Raw genomic sequence first — 18,902 nt, forward strand, 5'->3', positions numbered from 1 at the left:
ACCTGTTACATCGGCTCTCTGAATGTAGATGCTATTTTTAAAATTCATTATCCGCAAGGTATGCAACTGCTCAGATATTGCTCCCATCCGGATCAAGCAAACATGTGGTGCAATAATTGGAGGGATAGAGTGCGCCAAGTCCAGGTCGCCCGTTGCAGCGAAAGACGGCTTCTGTCTCTGCCTGATGAAACGCATTGGCCTGCTCTTGGCGGGCTGCATTGAAAACGATATGGCTGGAGGGGCTTTCTCATAGCAATGCCTGCCGCTGTCAACGTGGACTCTCTTGATTTCAATGTGCTCGATCACCGCAACTCCTTTGCTGGTTGATGAGGGGCTGCCTCGCCATAAAGAGAGATAGTCCGCCAATGAGCTAGCCCGCCAGCAATCAGGGCCTGCGCGAGATGGTGATAATTGGCCACAATAAGCCAGTTGAGGCCGGTTCGGGGAGGGGGCAAAAGCAATAACTATGTGGTTTATCAAATATTTTCGGTTTGGGCACCCAACAGGGTTGAAAGCCGGGCTTAGCTGCCGCTCGGTTAAGCTTGCCCTGTTTTGTTGCTTGGCGACGGGAAGAGGCTCTGTTATGGTGGCATTAATTAGCCATTTGGATGGCTAGATGGTTGTGGCGAATATATCCATAGTGGCAAGCGCCATCATAGGCCACCGTTTTGATCATGTTGACAGGGAGTATCTTATGCAGCGTCGTTCCTTCTTCACCCTCTCCGCGCTGGCACTGCTGGCCAGCAGCCTGCCGTTTTCCGTTCTTGCCGCCGATCCGGCCAAGAAAGAGATAGTGATTGGCACGACAGTCGGAGACTTCGCCGACATGGTGACCGACTCCATCAAGCCGCAGCTGGAGGCCAAGGGCTACAAGGTCAAACTGGTGGAGTTCACCGATTACGTGACCCCCAATATCGCGCTGGCCGATGGCTCGCTCGACGTGAACTGCTTCCAGCACAAGCCCTATCTGGAGAGTTTCTCAAAAGACAGGGGCCTGTCGCTGGCTCCCATCACTCAGGTGCCGACCGGTCCCATGGGCCTCTACGCCGGCAAGCTGGGCGAGCTGAAGGCGTTGAAAGAGGGGAGCACGGTCGCCATCCCCAACGATCCGACCAATCAGGCGCGGGCTCTGCTGATGCTGCAGGATCTGGGCTGGCTCACCCTCAAGGAGGGGATCAATCCGCTCAAGGCGAGCGAGTTTGATGTGGCGAAAAATCCGCACAATATCAAGCTGATCCAGCTGGAAGCTGCGCAACTGCCGCGTTCGCGGGAGGATGTGGACTTCTCCGTCATCAACGGCAACTTCGCCGCTTCCAGCGGCATTGCGTTCAGCGAGGGTCTGTTCCTCGAGCGCAGCTACAACTTCATCAACTGGGTGGTGGTGAAAAGCGCCGATGCCGAACAGCCGTTTGCCAAGGACGTGGCGGCGGCCTACAACTCCCCCGAATTCAAGGCCTATGCCGCCAAGCGCTTCGTGGGTTACAAGTATCCCGAGGGCTGGCAGGGGCAGAGCGCCAGCAACTGAGCATGGCCAGCGGTATGTGACGCTATCGCATCAACAAAAACGGGCACCAGAAGGTGCCCGTTTTTGTTGACGTCGTCACAGGCGTCAGTAGCGACGCAGCCACCAGCGGGCGGCAACGAGTGCGGTGAGGCTGCCAAGCAGGGCGCTCGCCAGCACGTCCAGCGGCCAGTGCATGCCGATCAGCATGCGCGACAGGCCTATGCCCAACGCCCACAGCGGCAGCAACCAGACCCCGGCGGGGGCGCGGGCCAGCCAGATCAGGCCGAAGAACTGGGCCAGGCTCATGGCGGCGATACTGTGGCCGGAGGGGAAGGCGTAGTTCACCTCCGCCTGCCAGTGATTGCCGAGCCACTCGGGCAGGGCCAGCAAGAGGCTGGCCGCATGCACCTGCTCGCTGCGTACCTCCACCTTGCTGGCGTAGAACTGCTGGATGGCGGGGATCAGGTTCTGGCTCTCCAGCCAGAGCAGATAGGGGCGCGGCTCCTGGGTCAGGTGTTTGACCAGGCTCTTGATGGCCCAGTCTCCCGCCAGCACGGCAAACAGTGCGCCACCGAGGGCGAGCGTGGCGGGCAGGCTCAGCGCCAGCTTGTGTCGGGTCAGCAGCAAGAGGGCGGCGATGCTGACGGCGAGGCCGGGCAGATCCACCATGCGGGTGAGGGCGTAGGGCCACCACAGCCAGCCCGATTGCAGGGCGTTGCTCATAAAGGGTTGCCAGGAGAGGCAGGTCAGCAGCAGCAGCGGCAGGATCAGGGCGGTGCTGAAACCCAGCACCTGGCGGCGCGGCAACGAAGAGGCATGAGTCGGCATAACAGGGCTCGTAACGGGTGCGTGTAACAGGGGCAGATAAAAAAGAGGCGCCATTGTGCCAGCCTCGGCTTGTCGGTCAAGTCGCACCGGCCTGACTGTAACATGGGGTTACAAATGAGTGTGGCCCGGGCCGACATGGTGATATGGGCATGGGGCCGTCAGGATCTGAATATCTTGGCGGTTTGGGCTGGCCGGGCGGATCGATTGTGGTGAAAGGGCATGGGTGAACCAGCATCTGGGCATTTGGCCGTTTTGGGCAGGCTGGGCGGATCGATTGTGGTGAAAGGACATGGGTGAATAAGCATCTGAAAATTCGGTTGGTTTGGGCTAGAATGGCGCGCCTGTGGCCGGTTGCGAAGTGAGATAGCCCGATGAAGATCGTCGTTGATGAAAATATGCCCCACGCCCTCGAGTTGTTTGCCGAATTTGGCGAGGTGATCCCCCTGCCAGGACGACAGATGCAGGCGGCGGATCTGCAAGATGCCGACGTGCTGCTGGTGCGCTCCGTGACCCGGGTCGATGCCGAACTCCTCGCCACCAGCCCGCGGCTCGGGTTCGTCGGCACCGCCACCATAGGCACGGACCACGTAGACAAGGCGCTGCTGGCCGAGCGGGGCATTCCCTTCTTCAGTGCGCCCGGTTGCAACAAGTATTCGGTCGGCGACTATGTGCTGAGTGCCTTGCTGGTGCTGGCCGAGCGTCATGAGCTCAATTTGAGCGAGATGAGCCTCGCCGTCATCGGCGCCGGCAACACGGGGGAATGCGTGGCGGGCAAGGCCGAGGCCCTCGGCATGCGGGTACTGCGCTGCGATCCGCCGCGCGCCCGGGCCGCCGCGCAGGCGGGGGCGTTTGTCGACTACCAGAGCGCCCTTGGCGCCGACATCGTCAGTTTCCACGTGCCCATCACCCACGAGGGGCCGGATGCCACTTTCCACCTGCTGGATGAGCAGGTGATCGCCGCGCGACCTGCCGGACAGATCCTCGTCAACGCCTCTCGCGGCGAGGTGTGGGACAACCGGGCGCTGCTCGCTCGTCAGCAGGGGCTTGAGCCCCTGCGGCTGGTGATGGATGTGTGGGAAGGGGAGCCCGAGCCACTGCGAGCCCTGGTGCCCCATACCGAGATAGCGACCCCTCACATTGCAGGCTACAGCCTTGAGGGCAAGGCGCGTGGCACCTGGATGCTCTATCAGGCGTTGTGCCAGCAGCTGGGCCGCGCGGCACGCCAGGATCTGCAATCCTTGCTGCCAGCCCCCGAGGTACGCGCACTGACACCGGGTCAACCGGCGGATCAGGCGCTTATCAAACAGCTGGTGCACCTTATTTATGACGTGCGTCGCGACGATGCCCGTTTTCGCAACCGGATTGAGCTGCCCGGCAGTTTCGATGAACAGCGCAAACACTACCCGGAGCGGCGCGAGCTATCCTCGTTGCATGTCTGCGGCCCCTTCGCCGGCGATACTCTGGCCCGGCTCGGCTTTGGCACCCAGGGCGAGTGAGCCGACTCAATCCCGAATTCAACACCAGAAAATGGGCGGATCCGGTACCACACCCGGTTCCACCCTTGTCCGGTTTGGCATGATGCCAAATCCCCTATCGGGCAGGTCAGCCTGCCAACTGTGATGCCAGCGTGCGTCAGCGACACCATGGATAGCGGCGGTTAACCGCCGCCATCAATGGGTAATCCCACAGGAGAGAACATCAGTGAGTCAGCAATTCAACGTAGCGGTATTGGGCGCCAGCGGCGCCGTGGGTCAGGCCATGATCGAAATTCTGGAGGAGCGCGCCTTCCCGGTCGGCACTCTCTATCCGCTGGCCTCCAGCCGCAGCGCCGGTGATACGGTGCGCTTTGGTGGCAAGAACCTCGAGATCAAGGACGTGGAAGAGTTTGACTGGAGCCAGGTGCAGATAGCGCTCTTCTCCGCCGGGGCCGAGGTCTCTGCCAAGTGGGCACCCATCGCCGCCGAGCACGGCTGCATCGTCATCGACAACACCTCCTGCTTCCGTTACGACGCAGACATCCCGCTGGTGATCCCGGAAGTGAACCCGGACGCGCTGGCCGATTTTCGCAACCGCAACATCATCGCCAACCCGAACTGCTCCACCATCCAGATGCTGGTTGCGCTCAAGCCGTTGCACGATGAGGTGGGTATTGCCCGTATCAACGTGGCGACCTATCAGTCCGTCTCCGGCTCTGGCAAGGAGGGGGTGAGCGAGCTGGCTGGCCAGACCGCGCAGCTGCTCAACGGCCGTCCGGTGGAGCCGACCCTCTACCCGCAGCAGATCGCCTTCAACCTTATTCCGCAGATCGACAGCTTCACCGACAACGGCTACACCCGTGAAGAGATGAAGATGGTGTGGGAAACCCAGAAGATCCTGGGGGATGCCAGCATAGCCGTGAACCCCACCTGCGTGCGGGTGCCCGTGTTCTACGGTCACGCCGAGGCGGTCCACGTCGAGCTGCACCAGCCGCTGGATGCGGATCAGGTCAAGGAGCTGCTGCGCAATGCCCCCGGCGTCACCCTGTTCGATGACGAAGCTGACTATCCGACCCCGGTGCGCGACGCCACCGGCAAGGATGAGGTGCTGGTCGGCCGGGTCCGCCAAGATATTTCTCATCCGAGTGGTATCAATATGTGGATCGTTGCCGATAACGTTCGTAAGGGTGCCGCGACCAACAGCGTGCAGATTGCCGAGCTGCTGGTGCGGGACTACCTCTGATCCGCGGATCGGCTGGCCCGATGGGGAAGGATCCCTATCGGGCGTGAAACTTGCCACCCGCATGCGGTGTGGATGTGACCGGGGCCGCACTCTATGGCCCCGAGAATTTTTCGCGATATCAACTGATTAAGTTTTTTCCTACACTCAGAAACAAGTTGGGTGCTAAATGTGTCGGACTGCTGGCTTGCAACCTGAGCCTGATTTATATTGAACCGACTGTTTTGGGGTAACTATCCAGATTTTTCAATGCGATAGGGCCGTCATACGAAGGAACGAATATGGGACATTCCCGCATAACATTGGCAACGCTACTCGCATTGGGTCTGCTGGGCACCGCTCAGGCTGAAGACTCGGCGCGGGAGCCTTTTTTTGTTGAGCTCAAGGGCCCGGACGAACCGGCTCCGCCTGCCGTCAATTCCCAGCCGCTGGCACAACCCGTCGCCGCTCCCCGCGCCACGTCCCAACCCAGCCCAGCAAGGGCACAGCCCATAGTGCGGCAGGTTGCGACCAGCAATGCCGGCAGTTATGGCCCGATCCGTCCCACCGATACCCTCTGGAGCCTGGCGAGCAAGCACCGCCCCTCCAACAAGGTGAGCGTCTACCAGACCATGGTGGCGATCTACGAGAAGAATCCCCGCAGCTTTGCCGATGGCAACATCAACCACATACTGGTGGGATCCCGCATTCAGCTGCCAAGCGCCGCCGAGGCCAGCGTCATCACGGATGCGCAGGCTCGCCAGCGTTTCAACAGCGACAACGCCAGCTGGAAAGGGCTGAGCCCGAAATACCTGGCCAACAAGCATGCCCAGCCGGCCAAGCCGGCCGAGACCAAGGTTGCCGCCGCGCCTGCCAAGGCGACTGCGCCCAAGGCCGCGCCCATTCCGGCACCCGTGCCCAAGGTGACCACGCCGCAACCGGCCACCGAGGTCAAAGAGATTGCCAAGGCGGCCGAACCCGTGCCAAGCCAGGCAGCAGCAACCAGCGCCGCCAGTGCGAGCGCGCCGGCTCCGCTGCCGGCCGATGTGGGCAAACCGGTCGGCAAGCCCTCCACCGAGATGGCGCTGGCGCTGGAAGATGCCAATGCCCAGCTCGGCCAGGTCACAGAGATGAACCACAGGCTCAAACTGCGTCTGCAATCCCTGACCGAAGAGGTGGAGACTCTCAAGGCCCAACTGCTGGATCAGACTGCGCTGCAAAAAGAGATTGCCGAGCTGAAAGCCAAGCCGGTACCACCGGTGGCGGCGGCTCCCGAGCCCAAGCAGAACTGGCTGATGGACCTGCTCGCCTCGCCGCTCAACCTTGCGATGATCATACTGCTACCCGTGCTGCTGGTGCTGGCGCTGGTCACGCTCTGGCTGCGTTCCCGTGCCCGCCGCGAGCTGGAAGAGCAGGAGAAGAGCCTGTCCGAATCTACCGCCATGGTCATGGATCAGGAGAGCGGCGAATTTGACGAACTGATGACGGTCGGCATCACGGACGAGGAGCCGATGCGGCCGAGGCCGGATCTCAACACGCCTGATGGTTATATGGCGGTGGCAGAGCCAGAGGCGCCGGCTGATCTGGTGTTCAGCGACGATGGCGAGATGGATCTGGCCAGTTTCGAACCGGAACCTGCGCCCAAGATGGCCATCCGTGACCCGGATCTGGTGCCCGAGCTGGATCTCGCCCATGACGAGTCCATCGAGCTTGATGCCGGGCCGGATCTCGATCTCGCCAGCGAGTTCAATCCGCCCAAGGGCGGTCATGAGATCATGAGTGAAGAGGAGTTGCAGGCCGCGCTGTTTGCCGAGCTGGACGCCGACCTTACTGCTGATCTGGAGCTGGATGCCGACGATGACGGCCAGCCGGATGCCGAGCCAGTGGTCAACGACGAGGAGCTGGCCTCCTTTGACCTGAGTGACTTTGAAAGCGCCTTTACCGAGCCCGCCTCTGGCAAGGGCAGTGCACAGCAGAGTGCCGCCGATACCAGCGCCGACGAAATGTTGGCAGAATTGGGGTTGGCGCCGACTACGGACAAGGCGGCCGAGGTGGATCTTGAGTGGGATCCCAACGAGCTGGCGCTTTCCGATTTTGAGGATGCCTTTGCCGAGGTGGAATCCCATCAGGGTGACGTGAAGCCACGGGAGCAGGCGCAGGAGAGCGGCTATGTCGAAATCGACAAGCTGCTGGCCGATGCCGATGCCAGCACTACTGAGCAGGAGCCTTATCAGGGCTTCTCGCTGGACGTGGGGTTGGATGGTTTCCCCGAAGTGCTGCCGGAATCCACCGGGTTCGATGTCGATGCCGACGATGGCGGCGTGGGGGCCAAGCTGGATCTGGCCCGTGCCTACCTCGAGATCGATGACAAGGATAGCGCCCGCGAACTGCTGCAAGAGGCGGCGGAGCAGGGAAGTGATCACCAGCGTGCCGAGGCCGAGAAGTTGCTCAAGCGGCTGGGATGACACTTTGCATGGTGTGACAAAATAACGAAGGGCAGCCGGCAGGCTGCCCTTCTCTATTGGGACCCCTTGTCGAGCGGGATGCGGTTTTTGGGACTTTTCAGCCTGAGCGCGTATAATCCGCCCCGTTTCTTTTACCGCCCTCCTTTCACCATAAGACAAGTGTTATCCATGCGAATTGCCCTAGGTATTGAATATGACGGCAGCCGGTATTTCGGCTGGCAGCGTCAGCGAGAAGTGATCAGCGTGCAGGCCGAGCTGGAGAAGGCCCTCAGCCGGATTGCCAACCACCCTGTCTCCATCCAGTGCGCCGGTCGCACCGATGCCGGTGTCCATGCCACAGGTCAGGTGATCCACTTCGATACCGAGGCGAACCGTGCCGAAGGGGCCTGGACCCTGGGCCTGAACTCCAACTTGCCGCCGGATATCGCCGTGCGCTGGGTCAAGGAGGTGGACGAGACCTTCCACGCCCGCTTCAGCGCCACCGCCCGTCGCTACCGCTATGTCATCTACAACCACAACTACCGTCCGGCGATCCTCGGCAGCGGCGTCAGCCACTACCACGAGACCATAGATGCCGAGCTGATGCACCAGGCGGGCCAGAGCCTGCTGGGGGAGCATGACTTCAGCACCTTCCGCGCCGTTGCCTGCCAGTCCAACACCCCGTGGCGCAATGTGACCCATCTGTGCGTCAGCCGTCAGGGGCCCTATATCGTGCTGGATATTCGCGCCAACGCCTTCTTGCACCACATGGTGCGCAACATCACCGGCTCCCTGTTGCTGGTGGGGCAGGGCCTCAAACCGGTGGAGTGGATTGCCGAGGTGCTGGCGGCAAAGGATCGCAACCTGGCCGGGCCCACCGCCAAGGCCGGTGGCCTCTATCTGGTAGACGTGGATTACCCGGCTGAATTCGCCCTGCCGCAGTTGCCGCTCGGCCCGCTCTGGCTGCCGGACTCGGCACCGGGTACGACCAGTTTTTAGTAACTGGCCCCGAAAATTTGTGGTTTAATGATCCGTCATTTATTGCCATCGAGCTATTAAGTCATTGAACAATCTAGGCTCGATGCGTTTTGTCAGGCACAAAAGCATTAAGGAATTCCATGAGCTGGCTTGAGAAGATCCTTCCCAAGAGCAAGATCACTACACCTCGTCGTCACAACATTCCGGAAGGGGTGTGGACCAAGTGCAGTGCTTGTGAACAGGTGCTCTACCGGGCAGAGTTGGAGCGCAATCTCGAAGTGTGCCCCAAGTGTGATCATCATATGCGCATCAGCGCTCGTGCCCGTCTCGAGAGTTTTCTCGATGAGCAGGGCCGCACCGAGATCGGTGCCGAGCTGGAGCCGCAGGATGTCTTGAAATTCAAGGATTCCAAGCGCTACAAGGATCGTTTGTCTGCCGCTCAGAAAGAGACGGGAGAAAAAGATGCGCTGGTGGTGATGAAGGGGACCCTCAAGGGGGTGCCGGTCGTCGCCTGTTCATTCGAGTTCTCCTTCATCGGTGGCTCCATGTCCTCCGTAGTGGGCGCCCGTTTCGTGCGCGCCGTCGAGGAGAGCATCAAGGAAGGTCGTGGTCTGGTCTGCTTCTCCGCCTCTGGCGGCGCCCGCATGCAGGAAGCGCTGTTCTCCCTGATGCAGATGGCCAAGACCAGTGCGGCGCTGGACAGACTCACCAAAGCGGGCCTGCCCTATATCTCAGTGCTGACCGACCCCACCATGGGGGGCGTTTCCGCCAGTCTGGCGATGCTGGGTGACATCAACGTGGGCGAGCCCAAGGCGCTGATCGGCTTTGCCGGCCCGCGCGTCATCGAGCAGACGGTGCGCGAGAAACTGCCGGAAGGCTTCCAGCGCTCCGAGTTCCTGCTGGAGAAGGGCGCCATCGATCTCATCATAGATCGCCGCGAGATGCGCAACCGTCTGGCCAGCCTGCTCGCCAAAATGCTGAATACTCACGTCATCGAAGAGTGAAGATGAGTTCAAACATGCAACAATCCCAAAGCCGGTCGCTGGTCGACTGGCTTTCTTATTTGGAGCAGATCCACCCGGTCAACATCGACATGGGGCTGGATCGGGTCGGTGCCGTCGCCCGGCGCATGGGTCTCACCCGATTGCCGTTCAAGGTGATCACGGTGGCGGGGACCAACGGCAAGGGCTCCAGCTGCGCCATGGCGGCCAGCATACTGATGGCGGCTGGCTACAAGGTCGGCGTCTACTCCTCTCCCCATCTGCTGCGCTTTACCGAGCGGGTGCGGGTCAACGGGCAAGAGCTGCCCGATAGCGATCACTGCACGGCGTTTGCCGAGGTGGAGGCCGCTCGCGGCGAGATAGCGCTCACCTTCTTCGAGTTCGCCACCCTGGCGGGCTTGTGGCTCTTCTGCCGCGCCGCGCCCGATGTGCTGCTGCTGGAAGTGGGGCTGGGCGGCCGGCTCGACGCCACCAATGTGGTGGAGTCCGATGTGGCCATGATCACCTCCATCGCGCTGGATCACTGCGACTGGCTCGGGGATACCCGTGAGGCCGTGGCAGTGGAGAAGGCCGGAGTGTATCGCGCTGGCAAACCCGCCATCAGCGGTGAGCCCAACCCGCCGGTGACCATAGCCTCAGAGGCGCAGCGCCTCGGCGCCTGCCTGCGTCAGGTCGGTCGCGACTTCCACGGCGATGAGCACGACACTGGCTGGGATTACCACGGCCTCAACCAGTGGCGGGATCTGCCCAAACCAGCCCTGCCGCTGATGAATGCGGTGACCGTACTGGCGGCGCTGGAGTCGCTGGGCTTGCCGTTGCCGGAGTCTGCCATTCGTGACGGGCTGGAAAATGCCCGGCTGGCGGGGCGGATGCAACGACTGCAAAGCGAGCCCCTGGTCATCGTCGATGTGGCGCACAATCCCCATTCGGCGGCCTACCTTGCCAGCCAGCTGCACCAGATCCCCTGCGCAGGCGAGCGCCGCGCCGTGGTCGGCATGCTCAAAGACAAGGACATGGCGGGCTCGCTCGCCGAACTCGACGGCCTGATTGGCGAGTGGTATCTGGCCAGTCTCACCGGCCCGCGCGCCGCCACTGCCGAGCAGCTCGCTGCCGCGCTGGGGGAGGGCAAGGGGCCAGCCAGGGAGTTTGATGACGTCCGCACCGCCTACCAGGCAGCGTTGGCCGCATCGAGTCCTGATGATATGGTCATTGTGTTTGGTTCGTTTTACACTGTCGCCGACATTCTGGCGGGCACTGCGTCCTGATCGGCACTGGCAGGTTGAGCGGCACGGCCTAGGGCTGTTTGCCCGGGCCGTGCCCTCGGTTCGGCGCGCCATAAGCCAATCAACATGGGCAGGAATCAACCTGGCTTCGAGGTTGCAAAACAGCATGGTCGGAAGGGACCGCTCAGCATGGTTGTCCGTAAAAATGCAGTGGGTTTCAAGCAACATGGGTGGGAATCAACTTGGCTTCGAGGTTGCAAAACAGCATGGCTTGAGGGGACCGTCCGTTATTGTTGTCCGCAAAATTGCAATTAATTCTAAGTAACATGGGTGGGAATTAACTTGGCTTCGAAGTTTCAGAACAGATTGGTGGGGACCGTCATCCTGGTGGCCCTGGTTGTCATTTTTCTGCCGGATCTGATGGACGGCCACAAGCTGGAGCAAAAGGAAGAGGCGTTTGCCAAGATACCGCTGCGCCCCGAGCTTGAACCTGCCAAACCGGCGCTGCAGGTCTCTGCCGCCAGCGCCTTGCCGGCGGAACATCTGGCCAGCCAGCAACAGGCCTCTGCTGCCGAGCAGTGGCAGGTCGAGGAAGTGTCGGATCCGGTCACACTCGCTGCCAACAAGACTCCAGCGACGCAGACCCAGCCGCCTGCCACCAAGCCGGTGACTCAGCCAGTCGTCAAGCCCAAGCCCGAGGTGATCGCCAAGAAGCCGGTCGAGCCACCCAAGCCAAAGCCGGTACCGCCCAAGCCGGTGGAAGTGAAAAAACCGGTGGAGACCAAGTCGCAGGCGGGTCAGATCAAGTCGATGGATGATCTCATCGCCAGCAAGATGGTGCAGCCGACCACGCCGGCACCTGCTGCCGCCCCGGCTCAGGGCAGCTGGATCCTGCAGCTCGGCGCCTTCAAGAATGTCGACAGCGTCAATGCCCTGGTGGGCAAGTTGCGGGCGGCGGGCTACTCGGCTCACACCTCGCCAAGAACGCCGGTGCAGGGTCAGCTCAACCGGGTCTTCATCGGGCCGGATGTCTCCAAGGCCAAGCTGCAGGGCATGCAGGGTCGCATCGGCCAGATGACGGGGCTCAGTGGTTCAGTGGTGGCTTACAACCCCTGATGCGGGTTTGACGAACGCTGAATAAAAAATACCGCGCCTTGGCGCGGTATTTTTTTAGAACCTGCTCATGGTCTCTCAGCGAGAGGCAGGCCGGTTTTTAGATGCATTTCACCGGTTTTGGCAGGCCGCCTATCTTGGTGGCCTGCTTGGCGGGCCCTTCCGGGAACAGCTTGTAGAGATAGCGGCTGTTGCCCTTATCGGGGCCATACTGCTTCTCCATCGCCTTGACCAGGGCGCGAATGGCGGGGGAGGTGTTGAACTCCAGGTAGAAGGCTCGCACGAAACGCACCACTTCCCAGTGGGGCTCCTCCAGCACTATGCCTTCCTGCTCGGCCAGCACCTGCGCCAGTTCCTCGCTCCAGTCGCTGCTGTTGAGCAGGTAGCCCTTGGCATCGGTTTCGATGCTGCGGCCGTTGAATGCCAGCTGATGTTTTTCAGACATAAGGGGCTCCTCGCAAAGGGGGCTATCAGGATTGGGCGGGCATGGTAGCGCCTTGCTCCCCGGTGAGCAACCGGCTCTCGTTGGCCAGGGTAAGCAATTCGTCCGCCAGCTGGCTGATGAGGGTGAGCTGCTGGGTCAGCATCAGCTGCTCCTCGCTGCTGTCCGGCGTGATGACAGGGCACTGGCCTTCGATCTGCGCTGGCATCTCCCCCGCCAGGTGACCGGCGGCGCGTTCCAGGGTATGGCTCAGGTGGCGGCTGATCTCGTCGAGCTCGCCGATGGCTTCCAGCTTGTCGCGATGGGCGCCCAGCGCCGAGATGTAGGAGAGCAGGGCGTGGTTGCGCCAAGTGAGGGTGAAGCAGAGATCGAGGAAGCGGCGACGCTTCTGTGGCTCCACCAGCATGCTTTGCCAAGCCATGGCCAGCTCGCTGTCGGCCAGATGGGCGCTCTTGCGGGCTACCCGGTAGTCGATGGATTCATCCCGTTGCTGTTGCAGGCTGGCGAGCACGGCCGCCAGATAGCGGGCGTTGGCTGACAGTGAATTGGCGATGAGCGTCGGCAGCCGCTTGTACTGCCAGTCCGGCCAGAGCCAGGCCACCAGGGCATAGGAGAGCAGGCAGCCGAGGAAGGTATCTAGCATGCGCGGTCCCAGGATGGCAAAACCTATGCCGTCCAGCAGGTTGAATGCCATCAGCACATAGAGGGTGATGAAGCAGACGGCGGCGCTGTAGTTGCTGCGTACCTGGGTGAAAAACAGGAAGGCGGCCAGCCCCATCACTACCAGCTGGACATGCAGCTCGGGGAACAGCCAGAGCACGGGGATCCCCACCAGCAGGCCGGCGAAGGTGCCGAGCATGCGCTGCACCAGCCGGCGACGGGTGGCGCTGTAGCTCGGCTGGCAGACGAACAGCACTGTCAGCAGGATCCAGTAACCCTTGTCCAGATTGAAGGCCTGCAGTATGCCGTAGCCCACCACCAACCCGAGCGACAGGCGCAGGGCGTGGCGAAACACCATGGAGTTCGGGGTCAGATGCTGCTTGAGCTGGGTCAGCAGCGGCAGGCGGGGCGGGCGCGCCAGGGCCGGCAGGCTTGCCTGTGCCTGGGTCGGGTTTTGCAGCTCCTCTGCACTGCCCAGCAGCTGGTTGATGCTGGCCAGGTTGCGGCGCAGGAACTTCATCGGCGTCAGCAGTGTCTTGGGATAGTGCTGCTTGAGGTGGGTGAACTCCAGCTGATCGCCGAGGGCCTCCAGCGTCCAGTGGATGCGCTTGTTGTGGGCATAGGGCTTGTGCACCAGGATGGCGTAACCTAGCCGCTGGCACGCCTCCGACAGTTGCAGGAACACCTCCTGGAAGCCGTCGAGGACGATGCCCTGCTTGAGTTCTTCTTCCAGCTTGCTGTAGGGGTAGTGGCTGGAGGTGGCCCGCTCGTGGATCTCCAGTGCCAGCAGATAGAGGCGCAGCAGGCTGGCAAGCTCGGGCGCCGCCTGATGGCGGGTGCTGAGGCGGGCGTTGAGTGCCGACTTGGTGAGGGTCAGCGCATTGACCAGATTGATGTTGAGCTGGGCTAGATTGTGGCGAATGGCCTGGGCGCCGTGTTCGTCCGCCGGAAAGAAGCGGGATTTCTCCAGCAGATAGCGGCCGAGGGCAAAGTAGCTCTGGGCCAGCTGCTCGTGCAACGTCTTGTAGGGCAGCAGCCAGAGCCAGATGAGGGAGACCAGGCCGTACCAGAGTGCGCCCGCACCGAGCGCCAGCGGCTGGTAGAAGAGATCCGGCGCCTTGGCGGCCCCCAGCATGGTGTAGATGGCGATAAGCAGGGAGCCGAAGCTGATGGTGGCGTAACGCTGGCCCAGCGCCCCCACCATCACGAAGATGAAGGTCGACCCCGCGAGCCCGAGGGCAAACAGCCAGGGCGTCGGGAAGAGGTACTGCACGCAGAGGGAGGCAAACAGGAAGCAGAGTAGCGTCATACCGAGGTTCTTGACCCGGCCCCACAGGCTGTCGTCGGTTTCGGCGATGGCGCCGGCCACCACCCCGAGGGAGAGCAGCACTGTGAGCTGGATGTCGCCCGTCGCCAGGGTGAAGGCGAGCAGCCCCACCATGGCCAGCAACACCTTGAGGGCGAAATAGATATGACTGTCAGTCAGCAGTCGGCGTAACAAACCAGAGAAGTCCATGGGCATGCTAGGCACCACCCTTGAGCGAAGCAAAATCGATGTAACTGTCAGTCAGCAGTCGGCGCAGCAGGCCAGAGAAATCCATCGGCATGAGACAAGAGCAACCCTTGAACGAAACGAGAACGGGATACTAACCCGCCAAGCGCGAAGCGGCCCTGATTTGGATCAGGGCCGCTTAGCTTCATATCCTTGATTTACAACTTATCCTGACAGAAACCGGCATCAATAAAAACCCCGCCGAAGCGGGGTTGTTCATCAGTTGCGGTTGCCGCCAAGCAGGCTCAGCAGGCTCAGGAAGATGTTGTAGATGGAGACATACAGGGTCACGGTGGCGGAGATGTAGTTGGTCTCGCCGCCCCGGATGATCTGCTGGGTGGTCAGCAGTATGGCACCGGAGGAGAACAGCATGAACATGGCGGACAGGGCCAGGCTCAGGGCGCTCATCTGCAGGAAGATGTTGGCGACCATGGCCACCAGCAGCACCCAGAAACCGACGAACAGCATGCCACCGATGAAGGAGAGGTCACGCTTGGTGGTCAGGGCATAGGCGGACAGACCGAAGAAGGTCAGCGCCGTGCCGCCCAGGGCCGTCATCACTATCTCGCCACCACCATTGTTCATGTACATGTTGATGATGGGGCCCAGGCTGTAGCCGAGCAGGCCGGTCAGGGCGAAGGTGAACACCAGCCCCATGCCGTTTTCGCGGTTCTTCTGGGTCAGGAACATCAGACCATACACACCGATAAGGAACACGGCCCAGTGCAGGGGCGGCATGTTCATCACGGTGGCGACCCCGGCCACAACGGCAGAGAAGCCAAGAGTGAGAGAGAGCAGCATATAGGTGTTGCGCAGCACCTTGTTGGTATCGCGCGCGGCACTCTGGGTGCCGGTGTAGATAGAACGGGTATCCATCTTGGGTGTCCTCTTGATTTCCGGTTGAGGCGGCAGATTCCGCTTCGTTATCGCATTGTATGCACTGAATGTGGGGATGACGAGCGCTGATTTCAAGCGCTACCCCAGCCTGTTGCCCCCCACTATCCCAGAACAAATATGTATTGCATATGAACAAGGGCTTGGCGTAGTATGCACGCCGTTCGGAGGGGTGGCAGAGCGGCTGAATGCACCGGTCTTGAAAACCGGCGATGGGCGACCATCCGTGGGTTCAAATCCCACCTCCTCCGCCATCTATATAGCCCAACTGATTGATTCGGTTGGGCTTTTTTGTATCTACATTTTTTAGTATGCCAGTGAGTATGCCATTGGATGTCGGCTGGCATGCTATCTCGCTGCACAGCCTTGGACACATTTGTTGGCTGGTTTTCCTCATTTAGTCTAATGCAGTTAGAGAGGGCTAATAGCCCTCTCTTGCGGTCAGTGCACCACATGGCGCAAGTTACTTGGCCAGCACGCTAAGTGCGGTCGCCGTATTGACCCGGGCCCCGACCGGGATGGCGGCCAGGTCCACGAAGAAGTCGGGGTTGTGCAATCCATACGGGAAGGTTTTCCCTTCCGCCCTTGCTTTGGCAAACACCTCGGGCGGCGCCACCCCAATGAATTGATAGGCATAAGGGACATTCATTCCCTTGAAGGCTTCGGCAAAGTCTTCAGAGCCCATGGCAGAAGGGAAGTCGCTAATCACGTTCTTCTCCCCCAGCAGTTGGCGCAGCGCCGGGATGACCCTGGCTACCAGTGCGGGATCGTTGACCACAGCATCGGCGTTGCCCTTCATCATCCGGGTCGGCAACTTGTCATCCGATACACCTGCGGCGATGGCGATACCGCGGTTGACCTCGTCGATACGGCGTAGCAGCAGATCGCGTACTTCGTGGTCGAACCAGCGCAGGTTGAGTTTGAGCACGGCACTGGCCGGGATCACATTGTTGTCACGTCCCGCTTCAATAGCCCCCACCGTCAATACTGCTGGTTTTTGGGGATCGAGATTACGGCTGATGATGGTTTGATAGGCCAGTACCGCCTGCGCAGCCATCACCACGGGATCTAGTGTCAACTCTGGGGTCGAACCATGACCGCCAACGCCGTGGAAGGTTATGTCAAGTTGATCGACCCCCGCCATCCTCACACCCGCAGCGCTGGCCACCAGTCCGGTGGGACCTGGCACCACGTGGGCACCAAAGGCGTAATCCGGTTTGGGAAATCCGCGTTGCCACAGACCGTCATCTACCATGCCCTTAGCCCCAGTACCTAGTTCCTCCGCAGGCTGGGCATACACCACCAGGGTGCCTGACCAAGCTGACTTGAGCGCGACCATGGCTTTGGCCATGCCAAGCAACCAGGTGACATGGGCATCGTGGCCACAGGCATGCATCACATCGGTCTCGCTGCCATCCGCCAAGCGCTGTTTGGCCGTGGCGGCATAATCAAACCCGGTCGCCTCCCGCACCTGTAGTGCATCCATGTCGGCCCGATACCAGACCGTCGGGCCAGCACCGTTCCTGAGCACCCCGACTACACCGGTCTTGGCGATCCCCTCGGTTACCTCGAAACCAAGCTCACGCAACTGCTGACTGACGATGCCAGCAGTACGCACCTCCGTGTAGCCAATCTCGGGATGCCGATGAAAATCCTTGAAAAGGGCGATCAGACGCTCGCTGTCACCCGCAACGGTTTCGTTGATCCGAGTTAGCAACTGACTGGAGAGAGGATTGACCAGAGCTTGCTGGCTCTCTTTTGCCTCCGCCCCCGGGGTGACGGCTGAGGACAGGACCAGCATGGCGGCTATGGAGAGTCCCTGACAACATGTGGATTTTTTCATTCAGATACCTTCAATGTTACAAATGGAATGCAGGAGGGCTTGTCGGTGGCTATTTATTACTGGGTTTGTTCCTTCAAGTGGCCCTAAATCACATGACATGAAGCATTATCATTGCTACTGGATAGCATGTTATCTGTCCAGTGTTAATGTTATTGAATGGGATGTTTAAACGGTTAAAATAGTTGGTTTATCAATGGTGTAGCTGATTTGTAATATGAGCTGCGGTACAAATAGAATGCACTTATTTCATTTCGTTACTTCATATTTTTTGTGAAGAATCATAGTTCTAAACAAAATTTGATGTTTTAAGTCGTTGTTCAGTAAAGCGCTATATAGACATAGCCGTGGCTGCCAAGAGTATCTGCTTCGCAGATGAACCCACCATGCTGGATGGTAATGCACTGCTGGCGGCGGGGATCCAATTCCCCTCTCAAGAGCTTTACTTCTAATTCCTTGATGATGGTCGGGAAGGCGGCTTCCAGCTGGTTTATTGCCTCCTCGGCCCATTCGCCTACCAGTGAGGCCCGATCTGACAAAAAGTGCAGGCGGTGATGTTTCTGGATAAGACGAGCACCAAAGCGCGGCGTCACCTTATGGGGCAAGCCCCACTGCGCAAAAATCCGGGTGGGCTGATCTGGTGCTGCGAGTTGTTGGTCCTGGGTGTGGGTGGTTGTCGTGGTCATGATTAGCAATACCTCAGTTGAATGTTAATGCGGGTGCCGGGCACGTTGTGGCGCTGGCGTAGTCTGGCCAGGTGTTCTGGGAGTTCGGTCAGGTTTGCCAGTCGCCCTCGGTAGCGCCGGGAGAGATTGACGTAGTCGGGATGGCTCACGGTGATGGTCACCTGATGCCCTGGCTGCCAGCGACCAAACAGGCGGGCTTTGGCCTCTTTGATGGTGGTGATACCGGGAGCAGGTAACATCTGCCGGTTGCGCAGGTGCAGCTTGTTTAGTTCGGGGGCATAGCGATGCACCTCGAGCCCTGTGATAAGACGGGTCATGTTCGGTGACTCTAATAATGCAAAGGGCCAGCCCTCATAGGCTGGCCCTTTATGTTGTTTGTGGATGAGCGGAGGAGGTTTTTTGTGGCTGTTGACCGCTACCAGGTTGCGGTGGAGCTAGCCGTTGTAAAACAGGATGTAGTTCACGCGAGCCTGCTGGGCGGCAGTGAGCAAGGGCTGCAGCGCTGGCGGGATGGCATCGAGCTCTCTGGCCAAGTTCAGGGTGTACTCGTAGGCCGCCCCCTCCTTCACGCCAACATGTTCATGGGAGGCCATGCGTTTGACCCATTGCCATTCTGGTACCCGGTCTGCGTTATCGTAATCGCCAACGATTGAACTCATAGCGACATCCAACATTTGCATCACCGGATGGCCTGCCAGTGGGTTCGTTGTTGCAGGTAGGGTGTTGGTCATTGCATCGTTCCTTGTTATCTGGGCTGTCGCGCCCTCTGGGAATTGATGAGCGTCTGTGCGTTGTTACAGCTGATTGATAACCTGTTTGCAATTGAGCCGGTCCAGCAGGTGCAGCGAGCCGTATTGAGCCACTAGCCGGTCTATTGCCATCTGGGCGCAGGCCGTTCTGCTGGGCTTATTCTCAGGTATTGCGTAACGAGCGGTGAGCCAGCCACCGAGCAGTGCGATGCGATAGCCGCTCGGGATGTGGGTGAGCGACGTTCCTATCCCCCTCCCGTGAATGAGGAAAGGCACGGCTTGTCCACCGATGTC

The 18,902-nt window shown here is 60.3% G+C and carries 17 protein-coding genes and 1 tRNA gene; 9 read left to right on the plus strand and 9 right to left on the minus strand.

The window, feature by feature from the left end; all coding sequences use genetic code 11:
* Positions 1-694: 694 nt before the first annotated feature.
* On the plus strand, positions 695-1,525 hold the full coding sequence (locus BN1128_RS02455) for a MetQ/NlpA family ABC transporter substrate-binding protein (RefSeq protein WP_042866092.1): 831 nt from the start codon (positions 695-697) through the stop codon (positions 1,523-1,525).
* Positions 1,526-1,609: 84 nt separating this feature from the next.
* On the opposite strand, the gene BN1128_RS02460 is transcribed toward BN1128_RS02455, so the two are convergent.
* Positions 1,610-2,332 carry a phosphatase PAP2 family protein gene (locus BN1128_RS02460; protein ID WP_042866093.1) on the minus strand — a complete coding sequence of 241 codons (723 nt, stop codon included), beginning with the start codon at positions 2,330-2,332 and terminating at the stop codon, positions 1,610-1,612.
* Positions 2,333-2,703: 371 nt separating this feature from the next.
* On the opposite strand from BN1128_RS02460, the gene BN1128_RS02465 reads away from it, so the two are divergent.
* The 7 genes from BN1128_RS02465 to dedD all read left to right on the plus strand — a co-directional run bounded on the left by BN1128_RS02465 (position 2,704) and on the right by dedD (position 11,788).
* A complete protein-coding gene (locus tag BN1128_RS02465; RefSeq protein WP_042866094.1) occupies positions 2,704-3,828 on the plus strand; it encodes a 4-phosphoerythronate dehydrogenase in 1,125 nt (374 codons plus the stop codon).
* Between the two features lie 205 nt (positions 3,829-4,033).
* Positions 4,034-5,050, plus strand: a complete 1,017-nt coding sequence (locus BN1128_RS02470; RefSeq protein ID WP_042866095.1) for an aspartate-semialdehyde dehydrogenase — start codon at positions 4,034-4,036, stop codon at positions 5,048-5,050.
* Positions 5,051-5,328: 278 nt separating this feature from the next.
* Entirely contained in the window at positions 5,329-7,491 is a 2,163-nt protein-coding gene (locus tag BN1128_RS02475) for a FimV/HubP family polar landmark protein (RefSeq protein ID WP_042866096.1), read from the plus strand.
* 168 nt (positions 7,492-7,659) lie between these two features.
* Positions 7,660-8,469, plus strand: coding sequence for a tRNA pseudouridine(38-40) synthase TruA (gene truA, locus BN1128_RS02480; RefSeq protein WP_042866097.1), 810 nt, complete (start codon positions 7,660-7,662; stop codon positions 8,467-8,469).
* 119 nt (positions 8,470-8,588) lie between these two features.
* The gene (accD, locus tag BN1128_RS02485) at positions 8,589-9,452 is read left to right on the plus strand and encodes an acetyl-CoA carboxylase, carboxyltransferase subunit beta (protein ID WP_042866098.1); all 864 of its coding nucleotides are present in this window, start codon (positions 8,589-8,591) and stop codon (positions 9,450-9,452) included.
* A 2-nt stretch (positions 9,453-9,454) separates the two neighbouring features.
* Positions 9,455-10,714, plus strand: coding sequence for a bifunctional tetrahydrofolate synthase/dihydrofolate synthase (gene folC, locus BN1128_RS02490; protein ID WP_042866099.1), 1,260 nt, complete (start codon positions 9,455-9,457; stop codon positions 10,712-10,714).
* Between the two features lie 300 nt (positions 10,715-11,014).
* The gene (dedD, locus tag BN1128_RS02495) at positions 11,015-11,788 is read left to right on the plus strand and encodes a cell division protein DedD (RefSeq protein WP_042866100.1); all 774 of its coding nucleotides are present in this window, start codon (positions 11,015-11,017) and stop codon (positions 11,786-11,788) included.
* Between the two features lie 97 nt (positions 11,789-11,885).
* On the opposite strand, the gene BN1128_RS02500 is transcribed toward dedD, so the two are convergent.
* The 3 genes from BN1128_RS02500 to BN1128_RS02510 all read right to left on the minus strand — a co-directional run bounded on the left by BN1128_RS02500 (position 11,886) and on the right by BN1128_RS02510 (position 15,315).
* Positions 11,886-12,230, minus strand: a complete 345-nt coding sequence (locus tag BN1128_RS02500) for a TusE/DsrC/DsvC family sulfur relay protein (protein WP_042866101.1) — start codon at positions 12,228-12,230, stop codon at positions 11,886-11,888.
* 25 nt (positions 12,231-12,255) lie between these two features.
* Positions 12,256-14,409 carry a YccS family putative transporter gene (gene yccS, locus BN1128_RS02505; RefSeq protein ID WP_042866102.1) on the minus strand — a complete coding sequence of 718 codons (2,154 nt, stop codon included), beginning with the start codon at positions 14,407-14,409 and terminating at the stop codon, positions 12,256-12,258.
* A 249-nt stretch (positions 14,410-14,658) separates the two neighbouring features.
* A complete protein-coding gene (locus tag BN1128_RS02510; RefSeq protein ID WP_042652487.1) occupies positions 14,659-15,315 on the minus strand; it encodes a Bax inhibitor-1/YccA family protein in 657 nt (218 codons plus the stop codon).
* A 184-nt stretch (positions 15,316-15,499) separates the two neighbouring features.
* On the opposite strand from BN1128_RS02510, the gene BN1128_RS02515 reads away from it, so the two are divergent.
* Positions 15,500-15,587 (plus strand) — tRNA-Ser (locus tag BN1128_RS02515).
* A gap of 209 nt (positions 15,588-15,796) precedes the next feature.
* Here BN1128_RS02515 and BN1128_RS02520 read toward each other — a convergent pair.
* The 5 genes from BN1128_RS02520 to BN1128_RS24375 all read right to left on the minus strand — a co-directional run bounded on the left by BN1128_RS02520 (position 15,797) and on the right by BN1128_RS24375 (position 18,884).
* Positions 15,797-17,176 carry an amidohydrolase gene (locus tag BN1128_RS02520; protein ID WP_042866103.1) on the minus strand — a complete coding sequence of 460 codons (1,380 nt, stop codon included), beginning with the start codon at positions 17,174-17,176 and terminating at the stop codon, positions 15,797-15,799.
* Between the two features lie 317 nt (positions 17,177-17,493).
* Complete coding sequence (locus tag BN1128_RS02525) at positions 17,494-17,859, minus strand: type IV toxin-antitoxin system YeeU family antitoxin (RefSeq protein ID WP_082030337.1); 366 nt, start codon at positions 17,857-17,859, stop codon at positions 17,494-17,496.
* A gap of 2 nt (positions 17,860-17,861) precedes the next feature.
* Positions 17,862-18,176 (minus strand): hypothetical protein, encoded by a 315-nt coding sequence (locus tag BN1128_RS02530; protein WP_042866104.1) that lies wholly within the window; start codon positions 18,174-18,176, stop codon positions 17,862-17,864.
* Positions 18,177-18,293: 117 nt separating this feature from the next.
* Entirely contained in the window at positions 18,294-18,590 is a 297-nt protein-coding gene (locus BN1128_RS02535) for a hypothetical protein (protein ID WP_042866105.1), read from the minus strand.
* A 63-nt stretch (positions 18,591-18,653) separates the two neighbouring features.
* Entirely contained in the window at positions 18,654-18,884 is a 231-nt protein-coding gene (locus BN1128_RS24375; RefSeq protein ID WP_244464544.1) for a hypothetical protein, read from the minus strand.
* Positions 18,885-18,902: the final 18 nt, after the last annotated feature.

The sequence above is a fragment of the Aeromonas piscicola genome (assembly GCF_000820005.1).
GTDB lineage: Bacteria > Pseudomonadota > Gammaproteobacteria > Enterobacterales > Aeromonadaceae > Aeromonas > Aeromonas piscicola.